The organism is Mediterraneibacter sp. HA8405 (genome assembly GCF_056148955.1).
Genome location: NZ_CM148758.1, coordinates 1,808,353 through 1,833,743, shown reverse-complemented (window position 1 = coordinate 1,833,743; position 25,391 = coordinate 1,808,353). Strand labels below are relative to the sequence as shown.

38 protein-coding genes and 1 other annotated feature (1 of these 39 running past the window's edge) are annotated in these 25,391 nt (G+C 37.3%); of the genes, 5 read left to right on the top strand and 33 right to left on the bottom strand.

What is annotated here, in order from left to right; translation table 11 throughout:
* Positions 1-489 precede the first annotated feature (489 nt).
* The 8 genes from AC0QUU_RS08585 to AC0QUU_RS08550 form a co-directional block, all read right to left on the bottom strand.
* Positions 490-678 carry a hypothetical protein gene (locus AC0QUU_RS08585; RefSeq protein WP_474542122.1) on the bottom strand — a complete coding sequence of 63 codons (189 nt, stop codon included), beginning with the start codon at positions 676-678 and terminating at the stop codon, positions 490-492.
* 333 nt (positions 679-1,011) lie between these two features.
* Positions 1,012-2,805 carry a hypothetical protein gene (locus AC0QUU_RS08580; protein ID WP_474542121.1) on the bottom strand — a complete coding sequence of 598 codons (1,794 nt, stop codon included), beginning with the start codon at positions 2,803-2,805 and terminating at the stop codon, positions 1,012-1,014.
* A gap of 210 nt (positions 2,806-3,015) precedes the next feature.
* Positions 3,016-3,528, bottom strand: a complete 513-nt coding sequence (locus tag AC0QUU_RS08575) for a hypothetical protein (protein ID WP_474542120.1) — start codon at positions 3,526-3,528, stop codon at positions 3,016-3,018.
* 74 nt (positions 3,529-3,602) lie between these two features.
* On the bottom strand, positions 3,603-3,992 hold the full coding sequence (locus AC0QUU_RS08570) for a cold shock domain-containing protein (RefSeq protein WP_474542119.1): 390 nt from the start codon (positions 3,990-3,992) through the stop codon (positions 3,603-3,605).
* A 16-nt stretch (positions 3,993-4,008) separates the two neighbouring features.
* Positions 4,009-4,512, bottom strand: a complete 504-nt coding sequence (locus AC0QUU_RS08565; protein ID WP_474542118.1) for a hypothetical protein — start codon at positions 4,510-4,512, stop codon at positions 4,009-4,011.
* A gap of 58 nt (positions 4,513-4,570) precedes the next feature.
* Positions 4,571-5,245, bottom strand: a complete 675-nt coding sequence (locus AC0QUU_RS08560; RefSeq protein WP_474542116.1) for a hypothetical protein — start codon at positions 5,243-5,245, stop codon at positions 4,571-4,573.
* A 97-nt stretch (positions 5,246-5,342) separates the two neighbouring features.
* Positions 5,343-6,395 carry an FtsZ/tubulin family protein gene (locus AC0QUU_RS08555; RefSeq protein WP_474542115.1) on the bottom strand — a complete coding sequence of 351 codons (1,053 nt, stop codon included), beginning with the start codon at positions 6,393-6,395 and terminating at the stop codon, positions 5,343-5,345.
* The gene (locus tag AC0QUU_RS08550) at positions 6,388-6,654 is read right to left on the bottom strand and encodes a hypothetical protein (RefSeq protein ID WP_474542114.1); all 267 of its coding nucleotides are present in this window, start codon (positions 6,652-6,654) and stop codon (positions 6,388-6,390) included. Before AC0QUU_RS08550 ends, AC0QUU_RS08555 begins: the two co-directional genes overlap by 8 nt.
* A gap of 860 nt (positions 6,655-7,514) precedes the next feature.
* On the opposite strand from AC0QUU_RS08550, the gene AC0QUU_RS08545 reads away from it, so the two are divergent.
* On the top strand, positions 7,515-8,306 hold the full coding sequence (locus tag AC0QUU_RS08545; RefSeq protein ID WP_474542113.1) for a hypothetical protein: 792 nt from the start codon (positions 7,515-7,517) through the stop codon (positions 8,304-8,306).
* A gap of 60 nt (positions 8,307-8,366) precedes the next feature.
* On the opposite strand, the gene AC0QUU_RS08540 is transcribed toward AC0QUU_RS08545, so the two are convergent.
* The 5 genes from AC0QUU_RS08540 to AC0QUU_RS08520 form a co-directional block, all read right to left on the bottom strand.
* Entirely contained in the window at positions 8,367-8,897 is a 531-nt protein-coding gene (locus AC0QUU_RS08540; RefSeq protein WP_474542111.1) for a hypothetical protein, read from the bottom strand.
* Complete coding sequence (locus tag AC0QUU_RS08535) at positions 8,898-9,071, bottom strand: hypothetical protein (protein ID WP_474542110.1); 174 nt, start codon at positions 9,069-9,071, stop codon at positions 8,898-8,900.
* A gap of 58 nt (positions 9,072-9,129) precedes the next feature.
* On the bottom strand, positions 9,130-9,519 hold the full coding sequence (locus AC0QUU_RS08530; protein WP_474542109.1) for a hypothetical protein: 390 nt from the start codon (positions 9,517-9,519) through the stop codon (positions 9,130-9,132).
* Positions 9,520-10,077: 558 nt separating this feature from the next.
* On the bottom strand, positions 10,078-10,266 hold the full coding sequence (locus AC0QUU_RS08525) for a hypothetical protein (RefSeq protein WP_474542108.1): 189 nt from the start codon (positions 10,264-10,266) through the stop codon (positions 10,078-10,080).
* Between the two features lie 132 nt (positions 10,267-10,398).
* Positions 10,399-10,977, bottom strand: coding sequence for a tyrosine-type recombinase/integrase (locus AC0QUU_RS08520; protein WP_474542106.1), 579 nt, complete (start codon positions 10,975-10,977; stop codon positions 10,399-10,401).
* Positions 10,978-11,209: 232 nt separating this feature from the next.
* Between AC0QUU_RS08520 and AC0QUU_RS08515 the strand changes: the two genes are divergently transcribed.
* A complete protein-coding gene (locus tag AC0QUU_RS08515) occupies positions 11,210-11,488 on the top strand; it encodes a hypothetical protein (RefSeq protein WP_474542105.1) in 279 nt (92 codons plus the stop codon).
* 37 nt (positions 11,489-11,525) lie between these two features.
* Here the strand turns inward: AC0QUU_RS08515 and AC0QUU_RS08510 are convergent, their stop codons facing one another.
* From AC0QUU_RS08510 to AC0QUU_RS08470, 9 genes are all read right to left on the bottom strand, one after another.
* Positions 11,526-11,747, bottom strand: coding sequence for a type II toxin-antitoxin system MqsA family antitoxin (locus AC0QUU_RS08510; protein ID WP_474542103.1), 222 nt, complete (start codon positions 11,745-11,747; stop codon positions 11,526-11,528).
* 8 nt (positions 11,748-11,755) lie between these two features.
* Positions 11,756-12,073, bottom strand: a complete 318-nt coding sequence (locus AC0QUU_RS08505; protein WP_474542101.1) for a DUF4258 domain-containing protein — start codon at positions 12,071-12,073, stop codon at positions 11,756-11,758.
* A gap of 21 nt (positions 12,074-12,094) precedes the next feature.
* The gene (locus AC0QUU_RS08500; RefSeq protein WP_474542099.1) at positions 12,095-12,454 is read right to left on the bottom strand and encodes a helix-turn-helix domain-containing protein; all 360 of its coding nucleotides are present in this window, start codon (positions 12,452-12,454) and stop codon (positions 12,095-12,097) included.
* Between the two features lie 126 nt (positions 12,455-12,580).
* Positions 12,581-13,099, bottom strand: coding sequence for an HNH endonuclease (locus AC0QUU_RS08495; RefSeq protein ID WP_474542097.1), 519 nt, complete (start codon positions 13,097-13,099; stop codon positions 12,581-12,583).
* A 20-nt stretch (positions 13,100-13,119) separates the two neighbouring features.
* Entirely contained in the window at positions 13,120-13,617 is a 498-nt protein-coding gene (locus AC0QUU_RS08490; RefSeq protein ID WP_474542095.1) for a hypothetical protein, read from the bottom strand.
* A gap of 126 nt (positions 13,618-13,743) precedes the next feature.
* Positions 13,744-14,157 carry a hypothetical protein gene (locus AC0QUU_RS08485; RefSeq protein ID WP_474542093.1) on the bottom strand — a complete coding sequence of 138 codons (414 nt, stop codon included), beginning with the start codon at positions 14,155-14,157 and terminating at the stop codon, positions 13,744-13,746.
* 67 nt (positions 14,158-14,224) lie between these two features.
* Positions 14,225-14,644, bottom strand: coding sequence for a hypothetical protein (locus tag AC0QUU_RS08480; RefSeq protein WP_474542091.1), 420 nt, complete (start codon positions 14,642-14,644; stop codon positions 14,225-14,227).
* Positions 14,645-14,743: 99 nt separating this feature from the next.
* Positions 14,744-15,061, bottom strand: a complete 318-nt coding sequence (locus tag AC0QUU_RS08475) for a hypothetical protein (protein WP_474542089.1) — start codon at positions 15,059-15,061, stop codon at positions 14,744-14,746.
* 47 nt (positions 15,062-15,108) lie between these two features.
* Entirely contained in the window at positions 15,109-15,390 is a 282-nt protein-coding gene (locus AC0QUU_RS08470; RefSeq protein WP_474542087.1) for a hypothetical protein, read from the bottom strand.
* Between the two features lie 315 nt (positions 15,391-15,705).
* Here AC0QUU_RS08470 and AC0QUU_RS08465 point away from each other — a divergent pair, with 315 nt between their 5' ends.
* A complete protein-coding gene (locus tag AC0QUU_RS08465; protein ID WP_474542085.1) occupies positions 15,706-16,218 on the top strand; it encodes a J domain-containing protein in 513 nt (170 codons plus the stop codon).
* Between the two features lie 70 nt (positions 16,219-16,288).
* Positions 16,289-16,777 (top strand): hypothetical protein, encoded by a 489-nt coding sequence (locus tag AC0QUU_RS08460; RefSeq protein ID WP_474542083.1) that lies wholly within the window; start codon positions 16,289-16,291, stop codon positions 16,775-16,777.
* Between the two features lie 330 nt (positions 16,778-17,107).
* On the opposite strand, the gene AC0QUU_RS08455 is transcribed toward AC0QUU_RS08460, so the two are convergent.
* The 5 genes from AC0QUU_RS08455 to AC0QUU_RS08435 all read right to left on the bottom strand — a co-directional run bounded on the left by AC0QUU_RS08455 (position 17,108) and on the right by AC0QUU_RS08435 (position 19,796).
* Positions 17,108-17,596 (bottom strand): YbjQ family protein, encoded by a 489-nt coding sequence (locus AC0QUU_RS08455; RefSeq protein WP_474542081.1) that lies wholly within the window; start codon positions 17,594-17,596, stop codon positions 17,108-17,110.
* Between the two features lie 48 nt (positions 17,597-17,644).
* Positions 17,645-18,316 carry a YbjQ family protein gene (locus AC0QUU_RS08450; RefSeq protein WP_474542079.1) on the bottom strand — a complete coding sequence of 224 codons (672 nt, stop codon included), beginning with the start codon at positions 18,314-18,316 and terminating at the stop codon, positions 17,645-17,647.
* 18 nt (positions 18,317-18,334) lie between these two features.
* Positions 18,335-19,072 carry a hypothetical protein gene (locus AC0QUU_RS08445; protein WP_474542077.1) on the bottom strand — a complete coding sequence of 246 codons (738 nt, stop codon included), beginning with the start codon at positions 19,070-19,072 and terminating at the stop codon, positions 18,335-18,337.
* A 146-nt stretch (positions 19,073-19,218) separates the two neighbouring features.
* Positions 19,219-19,554 carry a hypothetical protein gene (locus AC0QUU_RS08440; protein ID WP_474542075.1) on the bottom strand — a complete coding sequence of 112 codons (336 nt, stop codon included), beginning with the start codon at positions 19,552-19,554 and terminating at the stop codon, positions 19,219-19,221.
* The gene (locus AC0QUU_RS08435; RefSeq protein WP_474542074.1) at positions 19,536-19,796 is read right to left on the bottom strand and encodes a hypothetical protein; all 261 of its coding nucleotides are present in this window, start codon (positions 19,794-19,796) and stop codon (positions 19,536-19,538) included. The genes AC0QUU_RS08440 and AC0QUU_RS08435 overlap by 19 nt, the downstream gene beginning before the upstream one ends.
* Positions 19,797-19,898: 102 nt before the next feature.
* On the opposite strand from AC0QUU_RS08435, the gene AC0QUU_RS08430 reads away from it, so the two are divergent.
* Complete coding sequence (locus AC0QUU_RS08430) at positions 19,899-20,117, top strand: helix-turn-helix domain-containing protein (protein ID WP_474542072.1); 219 nt, start codon at positions 19,899-19,901, stop codon at positions 20,115-20,117.
* 514 nt (positions 20,118-20,631) lie between these two features.
* On the opposite strand, the gene dtd is transcribed toward AC0QUU_RS08430, so the two are convergent.
* From dtd to epsC, 6 genes are all read right to left on the bottom strand, one after another.
* Positions 20,632-21,078: a D-aminoacyl-tRNA deacylase gene (dtd, locus tag AC0QUU_RS08425; protein WP_474542070.1), complete on the bottom strand. Its 447-nt coding sequence runs from the start codon at positions 21,076-21,078 to the stop codon at positions 20,632-20,634.
* Positions 21,079-21,152: 74 nt separating this feature from the next.
* Positions 21,153-21,773, bottom strand: coding sequence for a sigma-70 family RNA polymerase sigma factor (locus AC0QUU_RS08420; RefSeq protein ID WP_474542068.1), 621 nt, complete (start codon positions 21,771-21,773; stop codon positions 21,153-21,155).
* Positions 21,774-21,787: 14 nt separating this feature from the next.
* Positions 21,788-22,570: a 23S rRNA (guanosine(2251)-2'-O)-methyltransferase RlmB gene (gene rlmB / locus AC0QUU_RS08415; protein WP_474542066.1), complete on the bottom strand. Its 783-nt coding sequence runs from the start codon at positions 22,568-22,570 to the stop codon at positions 21,788-21,790.
* Between the two features lie 2 nt (positions 22,571-22,572).
* Positions 22,573-23,067 (bottom strand): Mini-ribonuclease 3, encoded by a 495-nt coding sequence (locus AC0QUU_RS08410; RefSeq protein ID WP_474542064.1) that lies wholly within the window; start codon positions 23,065-23,067, stop codon positions 22,573-22,575.
* Positions 23,052-24,458, bottom strand: a complete 1,407-nt coding sequence (gene cysS / locus AC0QUU_RS08405) for a cysteine--tRNA ligase (RefSeq protein ID WP_474542062.1) — start codon at positions 24,456-24,458, stop codon at positions 23,052-23,054. The genes AC0QUU_RS08410 and cysS overlap by 16 nt, the downstream gene beginning before the upstream one ends.
* Positions 24,445-25,131 (bottom strand): serine O-acetyltransferase EpsC, encoded by a 687-nt coding sequence (gene epsC, locus AC0QUU_RS08400; protein WP_474542060.1) that lies wholly within the window; start codon positions 25,129-25,131, stop codon positions 24,445-24,447. The genes cysS and epsC overlap by 14 nt, the downstream gene beginning before the upstream one ends.
* A 60-nt stretch (positions 25,132-25,191) precedes the next feature.
* Positions 25,192-25,391 (bottom strand) — a binding site (T-box leader) (it continues 21 nt past the right edge of the window).

The following is a 25,391-nucleotide window of genomic DNA, read 5'->3' as shown; positions in this document are numbered from 1 at the left end:
ATTCTATATTTGATATGCTTCCTATAGTCCATCACTCCTGTTTGTTTTAACTGATTTTTTACATGTATTACGTTATTTTTACATACAATTAAAGTTTTTGTTTTTATTTTTACATACTATTGCTTTTTATTTTATATACGATATAATAATTACATGGACAAGAATAGTAATACTGCTCCCCGTCCATAGCCAGCCGCCGTCGCCCGCACCCTTAAATGCCGCCAGCATTTATAGATTCTAGCCAATATCAAACTCCCGTTATTGAATTATTTCGTTTCCAATAATTTAGTAAGGGAGGTGAGATATTATGAAGCACTTAGCAGAGGTCATATGCCTCTTAATCGTATTCATTTTAGTGTTGACAATTTTACAGACTGTAATTTAGAATCAGTGGCGACGTGCTGGTTCCTTTCACACATCTTGAAATAGTAGTTTCATTCGCTCCCATATTTCTAATCCTTCATATTGAATGTTTAGAAAACTGCCCTGTCAATTCTCTATCGTCACATGAAAATCTCTTCTACACTCCTCCACCGGAAACACTTCATCTGCAGGAACATCATCTATGGGCGTATCACATGGAACAAGACTCATGGTCATATGAAAGAAACTTATCTCTTTTACTTGATACAACTTGTCATTAACGGTTACATATTTGATTTTTGTTGTATTGCTCAATATACTTTTCTCCTTTATGCTTAAAAATATTGCAATTATATCTTCTACATGGTAAAATAATATATGTAATTTTGTAGCATTTATATTGCTCTAATTTTTTTATTTTGCACAGTAAAAATGCCAGAATCCCTTGTAAAATCAAGGTTTTTTGCAAATCAAGGACGTTTAAAATCCCCCCTGGATTTCGTAATCAAAATGACATTTTTGACTTCAAAACGTCCCTTAACCATCGCTTATTTTTCAAATATTGAAATTCTAAAATCCCCCCTATTGTATACAAATGTATTATATGAACTGTAAGTGAATCAGTGGGAACCACACATATCTACACTGTCATGCCAACAGCTTTATATTTATCTCAAAGTCTCTTCGCTTATCGTCTTCGTCATCTTCTTCTACAACTTTAGGGTCAATTAATTTGTATTTATTCCACTCATACCCTTTATCTGTATATTGTTTTTCTATAATCAAACATCTCTCTTTACTTAACTTTCTTATATGCTTTCCAATCTCATTCGGAGTAAGCTCATCTAATCCAATGGTATCCGCCAATTCTTCGTAAGTTACCTTTTTTCTATCTTGCAGATTATTTACGAGTGCAATATATATAACATAATCCAGCTGAGATATTTTTCCATCTATCAATGCATTCGCAATCGAAAAATAAAACTCAATATATCCCTTTTGAAATTCGCTTAATTTGCGAGACAAGCGTAATTTGCTTTCTCTAAAATCATTTGGTTTCTTTTTATCAGCTGTTATTTCTATATATGATTTTTCCTTAAGACCAATTAGAAGTTCCTGTAACCGTCTTTCTCCTATACAATTTTTCTTTTGTATTGACGAATACAATAATTCTTGCAAGTTTCTGACTCTAAAGCCACGCCGTCCGTAACTGTTTTTATACACTTCCAATAACGTAATAATCAGAAATTCGTGTCCTTTTGTTTCGCGAAAATGCTTTTTAGTTAAAATCTTTTTATTCATTTTTGCCGCATTCCCCTTTGAGATCGAAACTTTAGCTCCGTTATGATATGTTCCACAATGTACTTTATCGCATTGCTCTTCTACATAATTTCGCTTTGGATCTTCCGGTTTAAAACTTTCATAGCATCCCAGCAGCTTATAATTTCCTTCCAGATACCGTTTTGTATCCTCTTCAATAATCCTGTCCGTTTTAGGAGGTCTGCAACGTTTATTATATTGATGGCACAGAGAATAGATTTTAGATTCGGTGTAGCCTTCCATTTGTAAGAGTTTTACAATCCTGCCATGCCAAAAATTTCGCTGTCCCTTATCAGCACCTTCATTCATTACTTTGCGGACACACAGATAACATGGATACTCATTCAAAATTTCATAGTTCCACGGCTCTTTTTCTAAAATCATTAAATTGTCCTGTTGCTCATTATACTTATTGATTAATCTTGAAATATACGAAAAGTCAAATGCTTTGAACTGATTTCCTACTTTATAACCATTATCAATCACTCTAACAAAAGACCAGTTTTCTTTATTTTCATAATCATATTTACCATTCTCCATCTTATGATTATAACTACACGGAGGACGTGAAATTTGAGCCGGTGATGCTGCCCTTGGATCTGCTCCGAGTATTGTCACAAGTTCTTTATTAACCTCTATTACATCCGATATTCTACAAGTTGGCTTAATACTTATGTAATAATGATATCCATGTCCGCTACTAATACATGCGTGAAGAAAAAGTTTAGGAATTTTTTCTTTTATTAACTGTGTGCATTCCATTGCATTTTTAATATCTGGATAATCTTTATTGTCAAAGTCTAAATATAGGACTCTTCTTTGTCTTTGATTATCAGCAGTGCCCCTACTATTTCCTCTATTTGTTGCAAGTTGGTTATAAACATCGTGTGTGCACCTGTATTTATATATAAAGTTGCAGTACGATTCAAAATCTTTTACATAATTTGTTATTCTATCGCCCTTTGCTGTACCAACCTGTCCAGATTCATCACGTCTCAAAGCAAGCATTCGAATATACTCATTATCTTTTAGCTTTTCCGGGTAGAGCATTTCGTAATATTGTTTCAGGAAACCCGTTTGATTGTTAATAGCACATCTCTCCTTTGCATTAGTATAGAGCATAGAGATGATTGTACTTATGATCTCTCTATGCTCTTGAGCATTAAGCTCTACTACTATATTCTGTTTTTCGTATTTGGAAATTTAAAAGAAATTGAAATGAAATAGATTGTTTACGAGTTACGATTTGATATTTTCTGTGTTCGGAAAAGAGGTCATTTGTTATATCACAGGGCAGTGCATAATGGCACCACCCCAAATTAACCTTGTCACTTAGCTCGGAATTTCTGTTGTTGGCTCTGAAAGTGCTAATCTAAAATTCATAGCATCGTTTTTTAAGTTTTTATTGAGATCATCCAGAGCATTCTGATAAGTTTCAATGGCCTTTCTCTTTGAATCCTTCCAGTAAGAAGATTCTCGCGCAAGAGAATTTGCAATCTCCCATATATTCGGCTCATAATGAAGATCTTCATAATCTCCACCACAGCTCACACAATCATCCATGACAAGATATTTGAAGGTTCCTTGTAACGGGGTCTCCACCACTTCACCCATATGTTCATCTTCATAATTGTCAATAAATTCGTCTACTGTAGTGCCTGACTTTTTTGCTTTATCAGTCCATTCACTGTCATAAATGTATCTAAAATATTCTGGCGTTACAAATATTCCTGTACGATTAATGAACTCTTCGCGGCTCACAAAACCATCATATACCGGCTCTTTCCATGATTTTTCGTTTTCAACCGGATGAATAAGTGTGTTGTTGTTATTTGTTTTCTGCATAATATATGTTCCTCCATTTTCATTTTTTCCTGGACGGCACTCAGCGCACCGTCCTATTATCACTATTCTCTTTGTTATGCACAAATTTCATCGACATCAAAGCCTACATACTTAGCCAGATCGCGGTAAGACATACCGTTGTTTCCTGTCTGGATAACATTGTTCTGATCAACGACCGCATATCCCTCGTTGCAATCGCCCTTATTTATTTCTTCAACGTATAAATCATCTTTTCTTAGTGCCTGCTTGATCATCTGCAATGTCAAAACAGGATTTACATTCAACGCCTGTTCCTTACCATTACCGCCAATGCCAACCTCAAATTCAACAATATCGCCTTCGTCAAGTTTCCTGAAGCCGCTCATTTGAATGTTTGACTGATGGACAAAATAATCTTTTCCATCATCTCCGTTGATAACTCCATAACCTTTTTTCGAATCAAACCATTTTACCGTACCCTTCATTTTTACATACCTCCTGTCATGCCTGTTCTTCTTTCAATTCGTTATAAGCGTTTTCCAGTTCCTCAAGTGTCATACCGCACCAAGACAAAAGCGGGATTTTTATATCAAACTCATATAATATTTTTAAAACCCATTCAAAGCGTGGATCATCGTCCTGAACACTTAACAGATCTTCAACAGAATTCATTGTACTTCCATCCTCGTTGTTCTTCTCCTTTGCCTTCCTATTTTCTATATTCTTTTTTCTGAACTTATTTTTATTCTTATTCTTCTTCACACGTTTTCTCTCTCGCTTAAGTTCATCACGTCCTCTAATACCTGCCTCCCATGCTGTTTCATGTAATGCATCAATAGGGATATTAAATGGTTTGTATTTGCTACGTTGCTTTGAACTTTTAGGTGAATTAATCACCTTTACCACTTTACTGTTTATTATTTCTAATACTTGAACACGATAACTTGTGTTCACATGATTTAGATCTGCTACATAATAATATTGTCCTACTTCTACTTTATCCATATATTCATCCTTTCAACTTTTCCAGTGGGCAGAATAACCTCCCCACTGGATTAATATTCTACAGTTCTACGATAAAACTCTCAGAATCAACTTCCGCTTCCGGCAAAAGTTCTTTTGTCTTTTTCACAATCATATTCAGCACTTCAAAAACATACTCTTCATCTCCAACAATAACGGATGGTCTTACATTTGTGAGATAATCTGCCAGCTCATATGCATGACTTACAACAAATCCTGCATATAAATCATCCACGGCATCCTCGTTTGGAAGTGGCTGCATAGGATATATCTCAGCGCCTTCCGGGACAGGCATAACAACATTAGTCTCCTTGTTTGCCTTCGCTTCATTAATTAGTTCCCGAATAGTTATATCCCGATCATCCCCACACAGTCCCAAGAAGTAATTGACTGCATTACAGATATGATACATAGTGTTGCGGACAAGGACTTTATCATCTGCCGGTGTTATATCAAATCTCAACGCACATAATGAATCCAGATATGAAACGCCTGTCATAATCAAGCCCCATGATACTTCATGCTTGATTGCATTTGTCTCTTTCCAGTCATATTCGTGCTGGCACAATTCGATAATTTCCTTGTCGGGTTCTTTTAAATTCGGATCGTGCTGAATTGCTTGTACCGGAATTTCTTTAATTCCGACATACTGATAGTTTTTCTTGCTGTTCCTTCTGTTTTCTCTTTCCTGTTTCCTTCTCTCTGCTCTGTTCATAATTCTCTGATCTCCTTTTCAACTTTTATTTATTTGTATTTAATAGTTACCGACTCAATATATTGTTCTACATTCTCGTATATACTTTTACGTTCTATTACAGAAACTCTTTCAAGACATCCCAACTGGACACCTTTTTCTCTTCTTTTACAGGTTTATCCTCTTCAAACATATTGAGAAAATCCATAGAATCGTCAAATAGCTCTGATTTAGCAGTCTCCATATTCTTTTTTATGGTATTGGCATTCGTCTGTGCCATTGACTTAATCTCATTCAATCGAGTCTTTGGCAATGTCATTCCTGCAAGCATACACACATTGGAAGTTGAATCTGTTCCTATATAAGTATCAATCGGCATCCCAACGGATAAATAGAGTTCATCAAGTGTCTGTTGTTTCCCTGTACTCATAATACCGATATATTTAACAACCTTATTCGGTTCGATCGGTGCGTATATGTTTTTATCAGTAATTGCAGATATTAACATCGCTGATTTATCCTTGCCAAGCTTAGCCAGTACAGCCATACCAGATGTAGAAAGCAACTGATTTATTTCACTACGATCCAAGCATCCATAATCAGATCCATTTACATTGGCAAGCAAAGCATCTAAATGAGTAAAAAATATATCATTGATCTTCAGCTTGTCATTATGTTTGGCGTTATCTAGTACGAACATTGCTCCCAAGCAGTCTAACTTTTCCAATTCCTGAAATAGTTCCACTGTATTTGCATATGACTGGAAATTTTCAGCATTACTCGGCAACACCGTTACGACGCAAACCGTGATATGTAGTATCTGACTCACAATCTTTGCTACGGCTGCCAACATTCCAGAGCCTGTACCGCCTGCCGATGATGCACATATAAATATAGTAGAAACTCCCGGCATTTTTGATTTGATCTCATTTAGCAATGCATCCAGATTCTGTTGTAGAAGCTGTTTCGATTTCTTCCTATTTTTATGGCATCCGCTCCCGTTCTTGAAATGAAACTTGTTTTTTGCATTCTTCACGGTCTGTAGATCTTCCTGTGAGCTATTAACCACAACACATGGATATCCAGCTTCTTCAAACTTTCTGGTAATGTTTCCACCAAACTGACCGATACCAAGAAAGCCATACATTTTAAGATATTCTTTATTACTCATAATTGATTCTCTCCTTTTTGTCTGGCAGCATATTGATTCCCTCTTTGGTCAAATAGTATGTCTTTGCTCTTCCTGCTTTGACACCTTCCGCAACATAACCAAATTTCTGCAACTTCTTTACTTCCTTATATATAGTACCTATTTTGCTGATTTTTTCGGATTCTTTAATCTCATAGATGCTTTGGCCATACATCATCTTAGTTGCCCCCTTCGAATGAAGAATCCCCAAAATCACATAATCGCATCGGTTTAGTTCCACTCAATTCATCTCCTTCCTTTATGTTTTGTGTGTCAACTCAGCTAATTTCTTAATTTACAGGCATATACTTCTATATTCTTTTCCTTAATGGGTAAAAAATATAAGTTTTATACCTATTCTCTTACCACCTCATTCCATATATTCCACATTTTCTTGTAAAAAGAGCGCACTTTCCCTATGGAATCACAGTGTCTACTTTTTCAGACGGAATTAACAGGATCTAGGATGCTTGTTTCTCTCACTCAACGCAACGACTAGAATATATTCAAGCCTATCATCATTTCGCTTCACCGACTCTGCCCATAGGTACAGAGACTATATTCTATTTTCAAGGTACAATTTTTGAGTAAACGAAAGAAAACCTATACCATAGAGCATAGATATCAATCCTCCGCTCATTAAGTTGTAATCTTGAAATTTGGGAAATTAAATAACAGATACCGCAAGAACAAACGTTCTGGGTTGTCATAAGACGAATCATAGTTTATACTTTACTTGTTCAAGGTATAGTATAGGTGATCATCTCATCTGTACATTCAGGAGCCGAGTTGCTTTGCCGAGCATCTCAGGCTTCTTTTTTATTTCCACTGTTGATAGGTGCGTAACGATGTATCATCATCGTTGTGATATGAGTATAGCACAAGCATTTATGTCAGTCAATCCTTTTATACAATATTTTTGTTTTTTATTGTATTTTTTATTTAATATTGTATTTTATAAATTGTATATAATAACAAAGTGCAAATTAATTTTTTATGATTTACATATCATTCTTGATTTATTGTATAATCTCATTTAATATTGTATATATATTGTTGTATATAAAGACAAAGTGCAAATTTCCAGAAAGGATTGATACAATGAAAGTTGCTACAACAATGCCAAGATACGATAAATTTCAAAGGTTACTCATTAACGACCAAGAAATTACATTAATAGATCATCTAAAACAACTTAGAGAAGCAAATAAAATAACCAAAAAGAAAATATCTAATCTTATAAAAAACAATGATTCATGGTATTCCCAAGTCGAGCGTAATGGAAAAAATGGAGATGATCATCGACAACGTACCATCTATCGTAACGATTTAATTGATATAATATCTATAGTAAAATATGGTGCTCAATCCACAGCGGACTTGCAAACGTTTCTTTCTAAAAGTGAAGCGTATTTAGATAAAATTATAAAAGCAATTCCTATAACTGGATCAGAAAAGAAATTAGAGCTTTATCAATTATATCCACTACGAACTGATGAAGAACAGCAACGTTTTTTTGCTTCTCTACTTTCTTCCATTAATAAACAAATTAAAATTATATTTAATAGCGGTACTAGAAGAGATCGTGATATACTACTAAATTGTATGAAAAACATTAATGCCTCTGTTAAAATTGATCCTGTCTTTTTATTAATGTTATGCGGGCAGCCGTTTGCTAATTTTTTATACGAATCAACACAAAAGGAAATACAGGATTTATTATCTTCGATTTCTAAAAAATTAGAGGAAATAGATATAAGAAATGAAAACGAATGTTCAATTACTAAAGAGCAATTATTTGATGAATTACGTGCTGGAATAAAAGAAGCATTACCCATTGAACGCAATAAAGAACATATCTCTATCCTCCCGCCTGATCAAGTAGAATTTTGAATAAACATACTAAAAGCCTTCTGGGAACTATTCCGGAAGGCTTCTTTGTCATATATAAGTCTACGGCATATTGAGGATTAGTGTGCTGTCATCAGGAAAAGTTATTGTTATGCCATCATCAATAGTATCTTTCTCGATCTGCATATTATATGTTCTGTTTTCAGAATGATATTCTAATTGCAAAGATTCTTTTTTAACGCAGTCCTCATTATTATTTTGAACTGACCACATAATACTTGTAGCGATAAGATCAATTAAAACGCCCACTATAATATCACGTATTATCGGATGCTTACCGAAAAATGCTTTTATTGGTTTCTTATATCTACGTCTATATGATGATAATTTTTTCTCATATTGATCGTCAAATATGCAAGTATCTTTTGGTATAGCGCTTAAAAGTCTAGATAATTCGAGAAAGTTGTTACTCGTAATATTGGGCATTTCCAACATAATTTCATGAGCAATTGTAGCTATGGCAATAATACTTTGGCTTATTTGTTTATGTATGTCACAAAGTAACTCTTTCGCAATCCGAGCTATTTCGCTAATCATATTGCATATGTTCTCTAAATAATCTTTATTCTCCACTTACTTTTCCTTCCGAACTCCTTTGAATGGAGTACCATCTGATTTTACGTTCATGAATTTACCTGTTTCTGTGTCTCGTTTTACCCATCTGTTATTTTGAGGATTGAATGTTTGAGAGCGCCTTTTTACTGCTCCGTTCCTTCTTCCGTCTCCGCTAGGTGGATTTGTTGCCATTACAGCACCTTCTTTCTTGCTCGTTCTGGCATTAATAATAATGAATTATTAACAACAATTATTCTCCAGAATTATTTTGTGATTGTTTCATACTCTGGACAATCGTTTCATTTAATTGTTCCATAATAGGACTATTTGCCGAAAACAGTCCGCTAAACATACCAGTAATAACATTTGCTGCCAACTGATTTTTTATCTCTTCTTCTCCTTTTTTGGTTTCTCTATCATATTGCTTTTCTAACAGTTCAATTTCCTGAGTATGTTTCTTTTCTAAAGTTTCTAATTCTAATTTATGCTCTTGAACTATTTTTTCTATATCAGCTTTATTCTGCTCTTGTATAGAATCAATTTGAGTTTTTGCATTTTTTCTAGCTGCTAAATACGATAATATCCCTGCAATCAAGGATGGTACTGCTGCTATCAAAAGAGTCTGAACAAATTCATTCATACGCTATAACCTCTTTTCTATATTTCGTAAGATATAATATACGTTACTACTACATATAGCGTTTGTCAAGATGTATTAGTATTTTTCAGCTTGAATATCTATATCTTGTATTTTTTGTATTATTTTTAATCTTCCACTCACACACCATGCCATGAAAAAATCATCGAACTATCTCACTTTTTACACCATATAATCTCCAGATTTCCCCTTAACTACTGACTATTTCCAAAATTATAATGATACGCCCTTTTTAATTGATAATAATTATCATTTATCAAGAAACTATTTTATTTCTCATTAGTTCTACCGAATCACAATACGAACCCCTGAATTTTCCGCATAAATCATGCAATCAAATCGAAATTCCTACTATTTCGCTGGGTTTTCTTTTAAATCATCTTCTTCCACCGAACGAACATAAAAAGCAGAAAAGACCATGCATCTCTGCACAGTCTCCCTGCCAAACAAATAAATCAAATACACAACTATGAGGTAGTTGCCACCGTCTTTATAATACATTCATTGACCTAGCATTGTCAAATAGAAGTAATATCCATCTTACTTCCGTTCTATCTCTGCAAATATCTCCTTCAGATGATCCATATCATTTTTCACAAAATAAGCTCTTCCTTCTACATTAATGGGTGTTCCGCTCTCTGCAGCTAATAACATTCTCTGTTCCATTAGCCGAACACCTTCTGCAAATCCTTTTTTATATGCTTTCTTTATGAGCCGATCTTCTCCCATATTTCACAGCCTCCTGATTCTGTTTCTTCTATATATAAAGTGCTACATTGTATTTTCTTTCCTCACATAATGTGAGATCAGATTGCCCCCGCGTCAAATCTGACACACCCCTGCACCAAATCCGCTGCACCTCTATAACAGCTTTATATGCTTTTGCAATGCATTCTCAATTTGATCTTGTGCAATACCTATATACCGCTGGGTTGTAGTCACGCTTGAATGCTGCAACAAGACTCTAACAAGGTTGATATCATGATTATTTTCCTCATATATGTTAGTTCCAAAGTATTTCCGAAACGAATGTGTTGAAATATTCTCATATCCTAGATAATCACAAGCCAGTTTTAATAACTTCTGTACTGCTCTCTCACTGATCGGGAACAGTCTGGCAGTAGGACTGATATTATTTTCCAGTGCATAGTTCTGGATGTATGAATATATTTCCAGTGGCACAGTAAACTCTCTCTTCTTTTTGGTTTTCTTCTCCACGATGTCCAAGCGGTAACGGTTCCCGTCATGGATAATTGAATTCAGACTCAACTTTACAATATCCGAAATCCTGATTCCTAAATTGGCTTCAAGCACTAAAGTTGTTGCAATTCTTTGATTGCCTTTTACAATATGCCCATCTGCACAAATAAATCCGGTCAAAATAGTTTTTATGATCCTTTCATACTGCTGTTCGTTTAGTGCAACTGTTTTCTTGTTCATTCCACTAACTCCTTCCTCGATTGTATTTAGTTCGTATTTTCGATTGATTCAGTTCGTATTTTGAATAATATTTTTTCCCGACTCTCACAAACCTCGAAAATAAGGGAAAGTTCGTATTATGTATGAGAATACGAACCAGAAAACTAATTGCCGATTTTTCCGCTATCCCTTATATTATATATAGTGCTACATCGTCAAAATTAAGTTGTAGCATTTAAAGGAGTTAGTTTGTATGAACTATGAAATCACACCCCGAAACAGGGCAAAGGATTTTTCCAGACAGATCCATGATAAATTAGAAGACTTCCTTTTCTGGATTCTTCAGAAGATTCCGGAAAGATTGATTCCTGCTGCACTAATACACTGGGCTGACCGCTATCTTGATAATCGCATTCATCAGCTTAAGCAGGAAACAATCCGTCAGAACTGGGATAAGGCTCATCTTGACCAGGCATTAAAAGAAATCCGATACAGGCAACAGGAAAAAGAAAAAGCACCTTCAGAAGAGTAATTTTCCTCCAGTTGGTGCTCTTATCTACAAAAATTTATTATGCTACCTTTGAATAATCAATAACTGAAATTTCCTGTAATAACTTCTTGGCATCATTAACCATCTCTTCCAAATGTTCTGCTACTTCATCGGTATAAAAGATTTCGCCGCACTGTTCACATTCTTCACACGGAACGTTTTTGATGATAATAACAGATCCATTGTAATTAACCACATGAGTAGTGGTACTCTGCTTAACCGTGTCACATTTACATAACATACACATATTTAACGCCCCTTTCTTGTTTTTAAATTAGCTTCAAATTTATCTGTGTTTGGAAAATATACCGTTATAATTCCAATAGAATCATTTCCGATATCCAAACTTACTACAGTATGAATCACCTTTTCATTTACAGTATAACCAAAAATCAAACAACTAGGATGCGGGAAATCATCCGGATAGTCCTCTATTATCTCTCCATGCATAATACAATTTATTACATCTGCACGGCTGATATCTCTTTCCTGCATTCTTTCCAAAGCGTGTTTATACCACTTAATTTTAGATTGTGTACAATAATATTGTATATCCTCTATTCTCACTTTATCACTCCCAGCTTATGATTATTCCGGTTTTGTTTCCATAGGCACTTTTTTAGGTAAGTCCTCTTTCGGACAGTCGAAAATTTTACATAACCGTTCAGCATTATCCCATGTATTAGGTATCACTTCCATTATACTATTAGGTTGACACTTTAACCATGTACATAGAGATTCTATTGATTTTGTATCGACCGATATTTCTCTTGTCTTTTTTTCTATTTCTTTAGTATCTGGTTTTCTATAATCATATTCTTCAAGAATTCCTGTGCCCTTTTTTAATTTTCTAAGAGTTTCCTGTCCTATAATTTTTTGTTCTCTTATTTGAGTAGTGGTTTTCCCCTGTTTCTTCATTAATTCAAACAATTTTTCATAAGATATCATAAAAGTACAACCTTCCTTAAACATATTTTATACGGTAATTAGTTTATACACTAATATTATAGCAGGAATTTAATACTGTCACAATCAGCACCGATAGAAAAATTCCACCGATGCTGATCAGGTTTCCTATATTAAGTTTTCCAGTAACCTATGTACAATCTTCCACCGGATTTTCCCACTATACTTCTTTCCCATCTGATAAAGGAAGATTGCCGTGATACGTTCCATGAAATCTTCCGGTAAAATATTAGCCTTAAATTGATTACATGCATAACATGCGCACTGCAAATTGTTTGTGCTGTTTTCTCCATTCCGATTTAATGGAACAATATGATCAATCGTCATATCTGATAAAGTTATTTTCCGCCCACATAGAGCACACCTTCCGTCCGCCTTATCATAAATCATTTTCCTCACTTCTGGCGAATAGTGTTTGCGTCTTCTCTGAGATTTCCAACAAATTTTGTTTGTTTCCGTATCATACACATGATAATGCCTAGTTTTGTTTCCGCCACCCTTGATAAACTGTATAGCCTTTGAGACAGAAGCAAACTGTCTTGCTTTACTTTCCTCTTCTACTTTTTCAATACTCCCACTGTTCGATTCTGCGATATAGAAAAATCCATTAGTTACAACTAATCCCATAACTATTACCTCTTTATGTATTATCTGTTCAATAAATTTTCCAGTGCATCTTTGATTTCTTCCATGTCAGATCGATATATTTTACGTCCGATACTGAGAAACTTATAGATTTCTCTTTCTTTATATCCATCCATCAGATAAAGAACAATCTTTCCTTGGCGCTCCGGTAACAGCAACAGGACATTTTCTATGAAATGTTCGTCCTGTTCAGTTTGGGCTATTCTTTCCAGTACATCCAAATTATCTGATGCAGGCTCGTTTCCCGTCCCAACATCCGGATCACTTAACTGTTCTATACTTACCGTTCCATGCGCCGACTTTCTACACTGGCAATTCTTTCCTTTAAAGTGATTAGATATTGCTGAATTCATCCGCATATATGCAATTATCGGGAAAGCATATTTTTCCTGTAAATCTTCTCGCTCAAGATAAATCTGGCAAGCCATGACATAATCCAGAATCACAACATTGTAATATTCCTCTATACTGTAATTTTTCCGGTGAAGAAACTGATACACAAGATTATGATTAATTTCCGCGAATGCTTTCTGTTCTTCTGTCAGCGGATGAAGTACGTGCTTTTTTGCTCTCATTGTTTACATCTCCTTCTATATGCAGGGAGTAAAATTTTACTCCCTGAAATGCTATTTGATTATTCCGCTGAACGCATCAACGACTACATTTTTTAGTTCTTCTGTTGTATGTAACCCGATATCAATGCGCACAGTATCAAAGAGGCTTTTATCTCCTGCATCGATGAAAAAGATATTCAATGCATACTCAATCTTTTTATCGTTTCCAGAATTCGTGAAGTCTGGAATGTACACCCATAACTGTGGCTCAATGATCTGCTTGTCGCTCCATTTCTGTCCGTATTTTTCCATTGTGTTCTTCCACTCCACACAATATTCTTTTATTTTTTCCGCTACTGCCTTATTTACTGTATCTGTTAATTCTTCCGGTAACTCTTTAATAGAAATATACATTTCTGTACCCCACATACAATTTGCCTTTGCCGTGTCGAATACGATACCATTCACAACTCTATTCTTATTCATTTTCCTTATCTCCTTTTCTTTCTGGTTATGTAAGGGACGAAATTTCGTCCCCCTTCTACTTATGTAATTACTCTGTCAACCCGTTTTCCATCAGCTTTTTAACAATGATCCGCTTCACTGCCTGCTTTGCGTCCTCTGTCAGAGTTACAGGGATTTCTTCGTAATCCTCACTCTGATCTTCAGGCCATCCGCAATCATTCTTTGCTTTCAGCCAAATGATTACTTCTGCCGAAAACTCCGGCTCTCCTGAAAAACCTATAGAATGAATCAAGCGGAAATCGCAGTAAACGTCTTTATTGATATTCACATCCGGATATTTCGATTTGTACTTCTCCATGCATTCATCAACAATACTTTCTGCATCTCCTTTAATGCGATCAAGCGGAATGTGTAGGCTAAAATTTGCCGTTGTGTCAACGCAAAAATCTGACAGTCCGATCTCTTTCACGCTTGTAATGTTGTTCGCGTTTCTTCTTGTAATCTCCATACTCTTCTACCTCTTCTTTCTGATATGTATTTGATTTGTTTGTTACTGGCTTTATAGCCAAAGGAAGAGCGGGCAACTGAATGCCCCACGGCTAAACCGTCACTTTCCAGATCTTGACACCTTGCATAAAATCTGCATTCTGACCATTTCATAGAACCAAGATTCTGCATCTCCGAAATTCTCTTTGTCTCCGTTTTGTTCGAACCATTCAAGCCATGCTTGTTTAGTTTTTATTACTGGCTCCCCCTCTTCTCTGTAGATGTATCGCACAAGAAGAGAATCATCAAACCATTTAACAGATTTAAAAGAACCGCCTTTAAAATTGGTTTTCGGCTGATCAATAACACTCTTACCGATTTTTTGAACCACTCCATGCTTATCTGTCTGCACCGCAAAACTAACTGTCTGCTTCTTCATATTGCTTTACCTCCTGCCCGTATAGCCGATAGCACAGCTACTACAAACTATTTGACTCTCAGCACATTGTAAGTTGTTGTTTTCTCGAACGGCTTCAGATCATCCCCGAGAATCTCTGTCAACTTCTCTTTGTCTAATGTAGTTCGGCTCTGCGGTTTGTAAGTTATCTTTGCCGTGTCCGTAATCTCGGTGTCAATCCCGTTTTCTACCATATAAGAAATGATTTCTCTTTCGATGGCTTTCAGTTCGTTTTCCGTCTCTTCCTTTAAAGCTTTGAGACTCCTTAACTCCTGTACCTTGCTTTCAAGTTCTACTTTCTTAATACACATATCTTCCTACCTCCGTTTTGTATTTGATTTATTACAACCTCTAAAGAATCTTCCTGACTATTGGTTCACTTCTGTTAGTTACTTCTCACAGGTATATTGCTTTAGATTTGTGAGGGCTTTCGGCTCGCTCGGTTGTTTTTGTTTATGGCTTAATTATACACTAGCGTTAGTGTTTTGTATATTGATATTTTCACTAATATTTGTGTATTGCAATACACTAACATTTGTGTATTTTGTCAATTGAAATATCACCAGCATTAGTGTATTATTATATCAACAAATAAATCAAAGACCCATTAAAAGGAGGTTTTCACAATGACGTATTTCAAAAATGTCAATACATTAGAGGAACTCAGGAAACAGTACAAAGAATTATTAAAGAGGTATCACCCAGATAACCCGAATGGCTCAACAGAAGCCACGCAGGAGATCAATCAGGAATATGAACAACTTTTCAAGCTCCTGAAAGACAGACATGACAGCAAGCGGACATCTGATAAGGAAGAAAAGACTTCCTTTTATAACAATATGAAGTATGATTTCTCCGAAGATGCAAAGCTCCGTGAAGTGCTGAACAAAGTAATCAATTTCACAGGTGTAACAATCGAGATCATAGGCGAGTGGATCTGGGTATCTGGAAATACATACCAGTACAAGAAAGAACTAAAAGAAATCGGTTTTAGATGGGCTTCAAATAAAAAAGCATGGTACTGGCACTCCGAAGCATTTCGCAAGAGAAGCAAAAGAAAACTTACAATGAACGACATCCGCAATTATTACGGATCAACAGAAGTTCAGACGGAACAGGGATTATATATTGAAGCATAGGACAGTTAATAAGGGCGTGGCTATAGAGGTTACGCCCTTACAATATACCAAAATAAAGGAGATAAGAGAAATGAAAAAGAGATTTGTTAAAGCATTATTAGCAATGTTGGTTAGTGTGTCAATTATAGGATGTATTCATATTAAGACAGCAGACAGCACGGCAGAGACTGACAGCTATATTGATATGATGAATACAGTCATAAGCTACAGCGGTACGGCTAACGGCTTACAACTCAACTTTGAAGCTGGTACAGGTTATTATTTGGAGATACCGCAAGAGTCGGACAGCCTGACAAAAGTTTTTTATATTTGCTCTGAAAGCGACCACGAAAAACTACTTGACGCATTGGAAACTAGAGACGGGAAGATTATTATTGAAGTGTCAAGCGGTACTGTTTTGGACAATGAGGGGAACGGACAGGACATCTGCGGATATTATGTAAAATATGATTCAGAAAGATTTTCAGCCGGTGATCAAGTTCGATCCGTTTTTGTATACAATCCGAAGACAAATTATATAGATGATATCATCTCTCGGACTGATACACTGATTAAGTAAAAAATAGGCTGATAGCATATCTTATCGATACACTGTCAGCCTATATGATTTTATTTGTACTTGTGTTTTTGGTGGCAAATTTCTATTTTATACTATAAAGTTAGAAAGTACAGGGGGGCAGGTTTCTAAACGCTGAAATTGGCCTGTATTTTTTAAGATAAGACTGTATTTCTGAGTCTTCCAGGTACTGGCAACCGGAACAATCCGGACAGTACCCCCGGGTGATTTACATTTATTTTGTAAACTATTTTGTTACTCGCAGTGGGATGGGTTCCAAACTCACATTAAAAGCAAATTTCAGTCTATCGAACTACAGTTTGTTTACGAATTTTAATCAATTTTCTCTACAACAACAGAAGTGCCCATAGATGAGATAACCAGCATATTGTTTCGCAATGTAGTAATGCTTATACTTATACCTATTAATGCATTTCCTCCTGTTTTAATGCTTCGTTTGATTAATTGCCGTTGTGCGCGATATTTCGCCTCCGATAATTTGTTTTCCATTGTCGCAGACGCCATTCCAAACACATCACTTACACCTGCACTGAATTCGCTTAAAAAACCTGTACCTAAGACAACTTCACTTTGTACTACAGTAATATACTTTTTAATAAAATATCCTTCAAAATTATATCCTGTAGTGACCATATGCTTTTTAATCAATTCTTCCATTTTAGAATCAAGTGTATCAGATTCAAGATATTGTTCAGATTTATTCTGTTTTGCTTGGTTGTGAATGTCTTCAAGTGTCTCTTTATCAAGCAAAGATTCATCCAATATTTTACCGCACTCCCAGCACATATTAGCTTCTATCATTTCATCTGTTAGTTCAGTTCCACATTCCGGACATTTCGACAACATCATTTATTCCTTTTCTACCTTTACTATTTTTACGGATGTTCCATTTATTGAAATTCCAATCATATTTTTACCCGAAAATGTTATATGATCATATTGAATACCAATAATAGCATTTCCGCCGAGTTCAATAGAATCTTCAATCATTTCATTAAGAGCAGCCTGTTTTACTTCTTTCATTTTATTTGAGAATGCACTGGATTTTGAACCTGTTAAATCTGAGAAATCCGAAAATAAATCTGCCATAATGCCAGTGCCTATTACGCATTCTCCACTCACTAACCCTACATAATCTTTTATTTCGTATCCATGAAATTCATATCCAGTAGTAAGCATATGAGAGTCAAATTCTGCTTGAAAAATGCTATTTGCACTATTAGAATTATTTTTTATTTTTTCTTCTTTGTTCTGCAGAGTACTATAATATAAGTTACTCATATCCATAACATATTTATTTAATACCGTTAGTTTATCTTCCGAAAATTTACTCTCTAATTTTTTTAATATAAGTTCTTTCGTTTTTATAATGTCATCTTTAGTACGACAAGTTGCTAAGACATTATTGACATCCTCTCTGATCATACTATCACAAGAAGAGCACGTTGGCATTTTTTCGATATAAGAGCATCCATCAAACATACCTATTTTTTTACCACAAAAGAAACAATTGGCCATCATTTACACCTCTTTCATATACTACCAGCATTTACTACAAGCATCATATCCCTGTGCTTCAGCCGATGATCTTGACACTTGTCTTGCATTGTTCGGATTCATATTACCGCAGTCAGGAATACTATGGTATTTTGATCCGGTAGCTGATAACCATACCATCCCTCCACCAGAATTATCACTACTTCCACTTGAGACTCCAGTAATAGAAAGCGTACCATATCCAGATCCCGTACCGCCTCCTGCACCTGAATTATCTTCTGTTTCTGATATTTTTTGTTTTAACTCTTCATTTTCTTCGGATAACGTATCATACTTTTCCCATAGTTCGCTCAGTTGAGTATTTAAATCGTCAATAACCTTCTGCTGATCCTGATAATTTGTAATTTCAATTTCTAGGTCAGTATAACTGCTTTGCAGTCTATTATATTTTACAGATAATGTATCATTTTTGCTTTGTAAATCTTCATATTGGATCATCTGATCCTGAAGCTGTTCTTCAAGATGATCCTTTTCATTTACAGCAGATGACACAGTACCGCTCATTGCCAGTACACAGATAACAAGACAGGCAGCAATAGAAACCAGTACCTTATTCTTAAGGACATATTGTTTCATTTTTTGCCATCTTGACTCTTTCTCCTGATACTCATTCAGCGATTTTCCACAATAAGGGCATGTATAATCCGTTCCCTCAATATGTGTTACATCTTTTTGACAATGCGGACATTTGATCATTTCATACTTTTCTTTCTCTTCCATGGCATAAAATCCCCCTGTATTTATTATGCCTGTCCCAGATAACACCACATCATCTAATAGTCATATTTTACCATACAATATATGGAATTATGAGAAAATATAAGCGCCAGTAAAAACCGACGCTCTATATGGATTATATTCCAAAATTATTCTATTGGATCTGGTTCTGGATTTTCCAAATTTGTTTTCTCTTCTTTATTTTGTGTCGATAAAACAGCCGCTGCTATACCTGTAATTGTTGAGATAATTAATGAACCTGTTCCCATTACGGCATACGCAGTAAAATATGTTCCGTTGATAATATAATTATACGCATCTCCGCCAACATAAGAATTAACATGTTCCGTGTAAAAAGAATAATCCGAATCAGGATTTTCGTAACTTGTAATCTTATAAAATCCGATGCCAATTAAAATTACCCCTAAAATAGCAAATATCGCACAAATTGTTCCCAATCTTGAAATTACTTTCTTCTTTTCCATTTCCTTTTTCCTCCCTCATACTCTTTGATTTTTCTCAAAATCCCCCGAAACACCACATCTCTCAATAAATATATTTTATCACGGCTAATAGGATATTGCGACATAAAATCTGGATTATTATCAAAAAATTCTTGTTGCTCTTCATCCGATAGATTTATCGTGTATTCCTCATAAAAATCCAGATCGTCTCCCGATATAAACTTCCAGAATTTCTGCTCAGGAGTCAATTTTACACTATGCATTGCTCATATGCTCCTTGTTTCACATTCTCATTATAGTCTTTTTAACGACTATAGTCAATAAAACAACCACATACTAATCTGTAAATATACAGGAGGTACGGCATGATTGACTATAGTCCATTCTGGAAAACATTAAAGCAATCAAAAGAATCAACATATACTTTGATTAACACTTATCATATTTCCAGTTCCACTATAGATAAATTGCGCAAGAATAAGCCTTTAAACACTACTACAATTAACGATCTCTGTCGTATTTTAGACTGTGATGTTCAAGATATTTGTCATTACATTCCAAGTGATGAAGATCAGCCTTTATAAAATCAATTCTATTTGTTCTCTGCTTATTATGGTAATTGATTTTGACACCAACCTTCACTTAGACAATAAAAGTATCGTCTGGCAGCAGTTGTCTGTAAAAATCTTTAATACAACTTAAAATAGAACACATGGCAGCAGGCGTAAAAAAATAGGCATACCAGATAGTTTGTTCTATCCGGTATGCCTATAGTTATTATATATACTCTGTCGCTTTGTATTTGCCCTTATAAGCGGCTTTTGATTATTTGTTGGTCAACTTTCCAGTAAGGGAATCAAACACTAAAATAAGCCCATTATAAGCTATTACTCAATTACTCATCTCATCATATAAATAATAGGCTTATTTCAATATTTAATTTCAAATTGCATATGTGCGAGATAGCCTCCTTTTCTATGCTATTTTATCAATGGTCACTATATGGTCACCTTTTCATGCATTGAACAAAATGATTCTCACAAATACAGCTATTTGAAAAACAATTGCGGTTCAAGTCCCCTAGACAGCTTTATTTTTTTACATTTTTTCAGAATCAAGCAGAATGGTAAAGGGGCCGTCATTGATCAGGCTGACTTTCATATCTGCTCCGAAGATCCCTGTCTGTACCTCCGGTACAGATTTTTTGCATTCAGCGATAATATATTCATAGAGCTGTTCTGCAAGTTCCGGTGAGCCTGCTTCAATAAAACTGGGTCTGTTGCCTTTTTTGCAGTTTGCATAAAGGGTAAACTGGGAAACCAGAAGAAGACTTCCTCCCACATCTCCAAGAGAGAGATTGGTCTTTCCGTTCTCATCCTCAAAAATCCGCAGGCCGTTCATTTTCCGTATCATTTTATCAGCTACAGCTTCTGTATCCGTATCGCATACGCCAATCAGTACAAGAAATCCTTTTCCGATGTTTCCCACACATTGCCCGTCTACATGTACTGCCGCCTCCGTCACTCTCTGTATTACAAACTTCATCTTCTGCCTCCTGTTCTCTCCGACCGGCGCTTATGTGCCATTTTACGGCGCCGGTCAATTTTCTTTTTAGCCGGTCAGCCGGTTTTATCAAGCATTTTTCCCGCCTTCGTCCGAATCCTCTGCAGTGCATTATCTATGGATTTCGGGCTTTTTTCCAGAATTTCCGCAATGGTTCTGTAGTCTGTTCCCACAAGATGCAGATAAAGCACATGGTTTTCAAGCGGGCTTAACTGTTCTTTCAGTTGCTCCACAAACGCTTCCGTATATTCTCTGCTGAAATACAATGTTTCCGGATCATTTTCCCGGACCGGCTCAATCATATCGATCAAAGGCGTCTTCTTATCGTTTCCTTCGGCATCTCCCGACTCATATAGAGACACATAAGAATTCAGCGGCAAATGCTTTTTCCTTTTAGACGCCTCTATGGCACTGTACATCTGGCGCGATACGCACAGTTCGGCAAAACTCTGAAATGACGCTCCCTGTTCCGGATTGTAATCGCGAACTGCTTTGATAAGTCCAATCATTCCTTCCTGAATCAGGTCCTCATTTTCTCCACCCAGAAGATACATGGCTCTGGCTTTTTTTCTGACCATGGATTTATATTTCACCATAACAAAATCCATCACGCCCTGATCTCCCCCACGGAGTTCACCGATAAGCTGCTCATCCGTCATTCTTTCATATTTTTTCATGTCCGTCACCCTGCTTACTTTGCAGACATGCGCTGGCGGACAATCTCATATGCCAGCACTCCCGCCGCCACCGATGCATTCAACGAATCAATCTCACCCTTCATTGGCACAGCTGCCGTAAAATCACAGTTTTCTCTAACAAGCCGACTTACACCTTCTCCTTCGTTTCCGATCACAAGTCCGATAGGTCCTGTCATATTCATGTCATACATCAGCCTTCCGCCCATATCGGCGCAGACAAACCACAAACCTTTCTTTTTCAGTTCTTTCATGGTATTAACAAGGTTTGTCACCTTTGCCACAGGGGTGTAGTTCAGAGCTCCTGCAGACGTCTTGGCAACAGTTGCTGTAAGGCCGGATGCTCTGCGCTTCGGAATAATTACTCCGTGTGCCCCGGCGAGATTGGCGGTCCGGATAATCGCGCCCAGATTATGGGGATCCTCTATCCCGTCCAGCAGAATTAAAAACGGATCCTCCCCCTTCTTTTCGGCCAGTTCAAGCATACAGTCGATATCACTGTATTCATAGGCGGCCGCAAAAGCAACCACCCCCTGATGTTTTCCGGTTTCCGACAAGTGGGAAAGCCTCTCCCGGTCCACAAAACTTAAAACAATTCTCCGTTTTTTGGCCTCCCTGACAATCGTCCGGACAGGTCCGTCCTGGCAGCCGTCAAGGATAAACAGTTTGTCGATCGGCTTTCCCGCGCGTATAGCCTCCAGCACCGCATTTCTGCCCTCTATAACAAGCGTGCGCGCTGATTCTTCATTTCTGTCTGTTTCATTATATTTTTCCTGCATTTTTATTCCTTTCCCGTCCCTTTATCCTGTGCCGGGCGTTTTTCTCCGGCTTCTTCCGGACTCTCCATACTTGCAAGCCCGATAGAGATAAGCCGGGTCAGTCTCTCATACTGATGTTCCAGGTACAGGTAACCGATCAAAGCTTCAAATCCGGTAGCCCGCCGGTAATCTGTTATTGACTGATTCTTTGCCGCGGAAACACTCTTTACATTTCGTCCCCGCCGGTAAACGGCATGCTCTTCTGCTGTCAGATGCTCCTGTATCGCGCGCATCATAAAAGACTGGGCAGACGCCTGAACAAAATGACTTGTCTCTTCATGGAGCTTGTGCACCTGCCGGTTGCCCCGGCCCACAACCCTGGTTTTAATTACCAGATCAAAGACACAGTCGCCGACATACGCCAGCACCAGGGGGGAACAGCTCTTTGCATCTGTTTCTTCCGCCCCCGGCATCTGACTGATATAGTAATCCAATCCGTATACTATGCTCTTTTCCATTTTACTCCTTCTCTTGTATCTTCCAGTATGATACCTTTTTCAAGAAGTTCCTCGCGGATCGCGTCTGCTCTTGCAAAGTTCTTCTCTTTTCTTGCTGCCTGGCGTTCCTCGATCAGAGCTTCAATGTCAGCGTCCAGCATTTCTTCTTTCCTGTCAATAATAATTCCAAGTACATCTGTCAGCTCTGCCAGACGGCTGTAAAGCTTCTCCAGATATTCTTTTGAATTGTCTGTTCCTGTGTTCGTATTAATGAATTTTACATATTCGAATACAGCGGCGATTGCATCTGCTGTATTAAAATCATCATCCATAGCCTTCTCAAATCCGGCCGCGAACCGTGCGGAGGCTTCATATTTCTGCATTTCCTCCTCTGTGATGGCTTCTGTCCCGGCACTTTCCATGAGGAATTTCAGATTATCTGCGGCAGTTATAATTCTCTCCAGTCCGTTTTTCGCCGCCTCCATCAGTTCTGCACTGAAATTAAGAGGACTTCTGTAGTGGGCGCTGAGCATGAAGAAACGAAGGACCTGGAGATCGTATTTTTCACCGATTTCTCTTACCGTAAAGAAGTTGCCCAGAGATTTTGACATTTTCCGATTATCAATATTAAGGAATCCGTTATGCATCCAGTATCTGGCAAACTCTTTTCCGTTTGCAGCTTCACTCTGGGCGATTTCGTTCTCATGATGCGGGAAGATCAGATCCTCTCCGCCGGCATGGATGTCGATCTGCTCTCCAAGATATTTTTTGGACATCTCTGAACACTCAATATGCCATCCCGGACGGCCTTCGCTCCATGGTGACTGCCATGCAGGCTCCCCTTCTTTTTTCGGCTTCCAGAGCACGAAATCCAGCGGATCTTCCTTCTCATCCTCACCGGTTACCAGCAGGGCTCTGCCCCCGGACTGCAAATCATCCAGATTTTTATGGGAAAGCTTGCCGTAATCTTTGAACTTTCTTGTCCGGTAGTAAACCGTGCCATTCTTTTCATAGGCATAGCCTTTATCGATCAGCGTCTGGATCATATCCACCATACCGCAGATTTCCTCCGTAGCCAACGGATTTTTTGTGGCCGGCTTTACATTCATTCCTTCCATGTCCTTTTTGCATTCTTCGATGTACCGCCTGGATATCTCGTCTGCAGTAACGCCTTCCTCAATTGCTTTTTTGATAATCTTATCGTCCACGTCTGTAAAATTTGAAACATAATTCACGTTGTATCCCTTATATTCAAAGTATCTTCTAACGGTGTCAAAAACAATCATGGGGCGGGCATTTCCGATATGGATATAATTATACACTGTAGGACCGCATACATACATTTTGACTTTGCCCTCTTCCAGGGGGACAAACTCTTCTTTTGTCTTTGACATTGTGTTATAAATCTTCATCTGTTTCTCCTTCCTTTTCCAAACATCTCATATTTTTTATAAGTTTTCTGAGCTGACTGTGGAGTCTGATATTCTCCTGCTGCAGTTTTTTAATATCATTGAGCACCGGATCCGGCAGGTGAATCTGATCCAGATCCGAACGGGGGATCTTTTTATTGTCCATGCGGACAATACGGCCCGGCACACCGACTACTGTACAGTTCGGAGGCACCTCCTCCAGCACAACGGAACCCGCTCCGATTTTTGAATTCTCTCCGATTGTAAAAGAACCGAGAATCTTGGCCCCAGCGCTTACCATTACATTATCTTCCAGCGTGGGATGACGCTTTCCATGCTCCTTTCCTGTACCTCCCAGCGTCACGCCCTGGTAAAGAGTCACATTGTCTCCAATCACTGTGGTCTCTCCGATAATAACGCCGCTGCCATGATCAATAAACAGTCCTTTTCCGATCGTTGCGCCCGGATGAATCTCTATCCCCGTTTTTCTTGCGGCTCTCTGGGATATCCAGCGTGCAAGGAAATAATGTTTTTTCAGATATAATTTATGGGCAAGTCTGTACCGGAGTATAACCCGGAAGCTGGGATACAGGAAAACTTCCAGATTGGATTTGATTGCCGGATCTCTCTCTCTTACTACCTGTATCTCTTCTTGTATATATGATATAATTCCCATAGTTTTCTCCTTACGCCAGTCTTACTCTGCTTTCCGGCAGAACAAAAAACTCCGCCTCTGTCTAGAGACGAAGTTATTTCCGCGGTTCCACTCTAATAAAAGAATTTCTTCTTTCACTCAATCTGCATGTAACGTATGCCGGACGTCCTCCGCTACTTTTTCACGGAGGCAGCTCCCGGGCGCACTTCACAACATCTCCCCTTCTCGGGAAAGCTTACAGCCGACGGCTTTCCCTCTCTGTGAGCGGCAGATCTGCTACT

Excerpts from the sequence above, each read along its gene's own strand:
- epsC (WP_474542060.1), bottom strand. The coding sequence starts at position 25,131 with ATGGGAATTATATCATATATACAAGAAGAGATACAGGTAGTAAGAGAG.
- AC0QUU_RS08565 (WP_474542118.1), bottom strand. The coding sequence starts at position 4,512 with ATGGATAAAGTAGAAGTAGGACAATATTATTATGTAGCAGATCTAAAT.
- AC0QUU_RS08525 (WP_474542108.1), bottom strand. The coding sequence starts at position 10,266 with ATGGGAGAAGATCGGCTCATAAAGAAAGCATATAAAAAAGGATTTGCA.
- AC0QUU_RS08580 (WP_474542121.1), bottom strand. The coding sequence starts at position 2,805 with ATGCTCTATACTAATGCAAAGGAGAGATGTGCTATTAACAATCAAACG.
- AC0QUU_RS08420 (WP_474542068.1), bottom strand. The coding sequence starts at position 21,773 with ATGAAAAAATATGAAAGAATGACGGATGAGCAGCTTATCGGTGAACTC.
- AC0QUU_RS08430 (WP_474542072.1), top strand. The coding sequence starts at position 19,899 with ATGATTGACTATAGTCCATTCTGGAAAACATTAAAGCAATCAAAAGAA.
- AC0QUU_RS08495 (WP_474542097.1), bottom strand. The coding sequence starts at position 13,099 with ATGGGATTAGTTGTAACTAATGGATTTTTCTATATCGCAGAATCGAAC.
- AC0QUU_RS08555 (WP_474542115.1), bottom strand. The coding sequence starts at position 6,395 with ATGAGTAATAAAGAATATCTTAAAATGTATGGCTTTCTTGGTATCGGT.
- AC0QUU_RS08485 (WP_474542093.1), bottom strand. The coding sequence starts at position 14,157 with ATGAATAAGAATAGAGTTGTGAATGGTATCGTATTCGACACGGCAAAG.
- AC0QUU_RS08470 (WP_474542087.1), bottom strand. The coding sequence starts at position 15,390 with ATGTGTATTAAGAAAGTAGAACTTGAAAGCAAGGTACAGGAGTTAAGG.
- AC0QUU_RS08500 (WP_474542099.1), bottom strand. The coding sequence starts at position 12,454 with ATGATATCTTATGAAAAATTGTTTGAATTAATGAAGAAACAGGGGAAA.
- AC0QUU_RS08535 (WP_474542110.1), bottom strand. The coding sequence starts at position 9,071 with ATGGCAACAAATCCACCTAGCGGAGACGGAAGAAGGAACGGAGCAGTA.
- AC0QUU_RS08545 (WP_474542113.1), top strand. The coding sequence starts at position 7,515 with ATGAAAGTTGCTACAACAATGCCAAGATACGATAAATTTCAAAGGTTA.
- rlmB (WP_474542066.1), bottom strand. The coding sequence starts at position 22,570 with ATGCAGGAAAAATATAATGAAACAGACAGAAATGAAGAATCAGCGCGC.
- AC0QUU_RS08560 (WP_474542116.1), bottom strand. The coding sequence starts at position 5,245 with ATGAACAGAGCAGAGAGAAGGAAACAGGAAAGAGAAAACAGAAGGAAC.
- AC0QUU_RS08445 (WP_474542077.1), bottom strand. The coding sequence starts at position 19,072 with ATGGAAGAGAAAGAAAAGTATGAAATGATCAAATGTCCGCATTGTCAA.
- AC0QUU_RS08575 (WP_474542120.1), bottom strand. The coding sequence starts at position 3,528 with ATGCAGAAAACAAATAACAACAACACACTTATTCATCCGGTTGAAAAC.
- AC0QUU_RS08570 (WP_474542119.1), bottom strand. The coding sequence starts at position 3,992 with ATGAAGGGTACGGTAAAATGGTTTGATTCGAAAAAAGGTTATGGAGTT.
- dtd (WP_474542070.1), bottom strand. The coding sequence starts at position 21,078 with ATGAAGTTTGTAATACAGAGAGTGACGGAGGCGGCAGTACATGTAGAC.
- AC0QUU_RS08510 (WP_474542103.1), bottom strand. The coding sequence starts at position 11,747 with ATGTTATGTAAATGTGACACGGTTAAGCAGAGTACCACTACTCATGTG.
- AC0QUU_RS08435 (WP_474542074.1), bottom strand. The coding sequence starts at position 19,796 with ATGCATAGTGTAAAATTGACTCCTGAGCAGAAATTCTGGAAGTTTATA.
- AC0QUU_RS08475 (WP_474542089.1), bottom strand. The coding sequence starts at position 15,061 with ATGAAGAAGCAGACAGTTAGTTTTGCGGTGCAGACAGATAAGCATGGA.
- AC0QUU_RS08455 (WP_474542081.1), bottom strand. The coding sequence starts at position 17,596 with ATGATAGAAGCTAATATGTGCTGGGAGTGCGGTAAAATATTGGATGAA.
- AC0QUU_RS08530 (WP_474542109.1), bottom strand. The coding sequence starts at position 9,519 with ATGAATGAATTTGTTCAGACTCTTTTGATAGCAGCAGTACCATCCTTG.
- AC0QUU_RS08515 (WP_474542105.1), top strand. The coding sequence starts at position 11,210 with ATGAACTATGAAATCACACCCCGAAACAGGGCAAAGGATTTTTCCAGA.
- cysS (WP_474542062.1), bottom strand. The coding sequence starts at position 24,458 with ATGAAGATTTATAACACAATGTCAAAGACAAAAGAAGAGTTTGTCCCC.
- AC0QUU_RS08480 (WP_474542091.1), bottom strand. The coding sequence starts at position 14,644 with ATGGAGATTACAAGAAGAAACGCGAACAACATTACAAGCGTGAAAGAG.
- AC0QUU_RS08440 (WP_474542075.1), bottom strand. The coding sequence starts at position 19,554 with ATGGAAAAGAAGAAAGTAATTTCAAGATTGGGAACAATTTGTGCGATA.
- AC0QUU_RS08520 (WP_474542106.1), bottom strand. The coding sequence starts at position 10,977 with ATGAACAAGAAAACAGTTGCACTAAACGAACAGCAGTATGAAAGGATC.
- AC0QUU_RS08450 (WP_474542079.1), bottom strand. The coding sequence starts at position 18,316 with ATGATGGCCAATTGTTTCTTTTGTGGTAAAAAAATAGGTATGTTTGAT.
- AC0QUU_RS08465 (WP_474542085.1), top strand. The coding sequence starts at position 15,706 with ATGACGTATTTCAAAAATGTCAATACATTAGAGGAACTCAGGAAACAG.
- AC0QUU_RS08410 (WP_474542064.1), bottom strand. The coding sequence starts at position 23,067 with ATGGAAAAGAGCATAGTATACGGATTGGATTACTATATCAGTCAGATG.
- AC0QUU_RS08460 (WP_474542083.1), top strand. The coding sequence starts at position 16,289 with ATGAAAAAGAGATTTGTTAAAGCATTATTAGCAATGTTGGTTAGTGTG.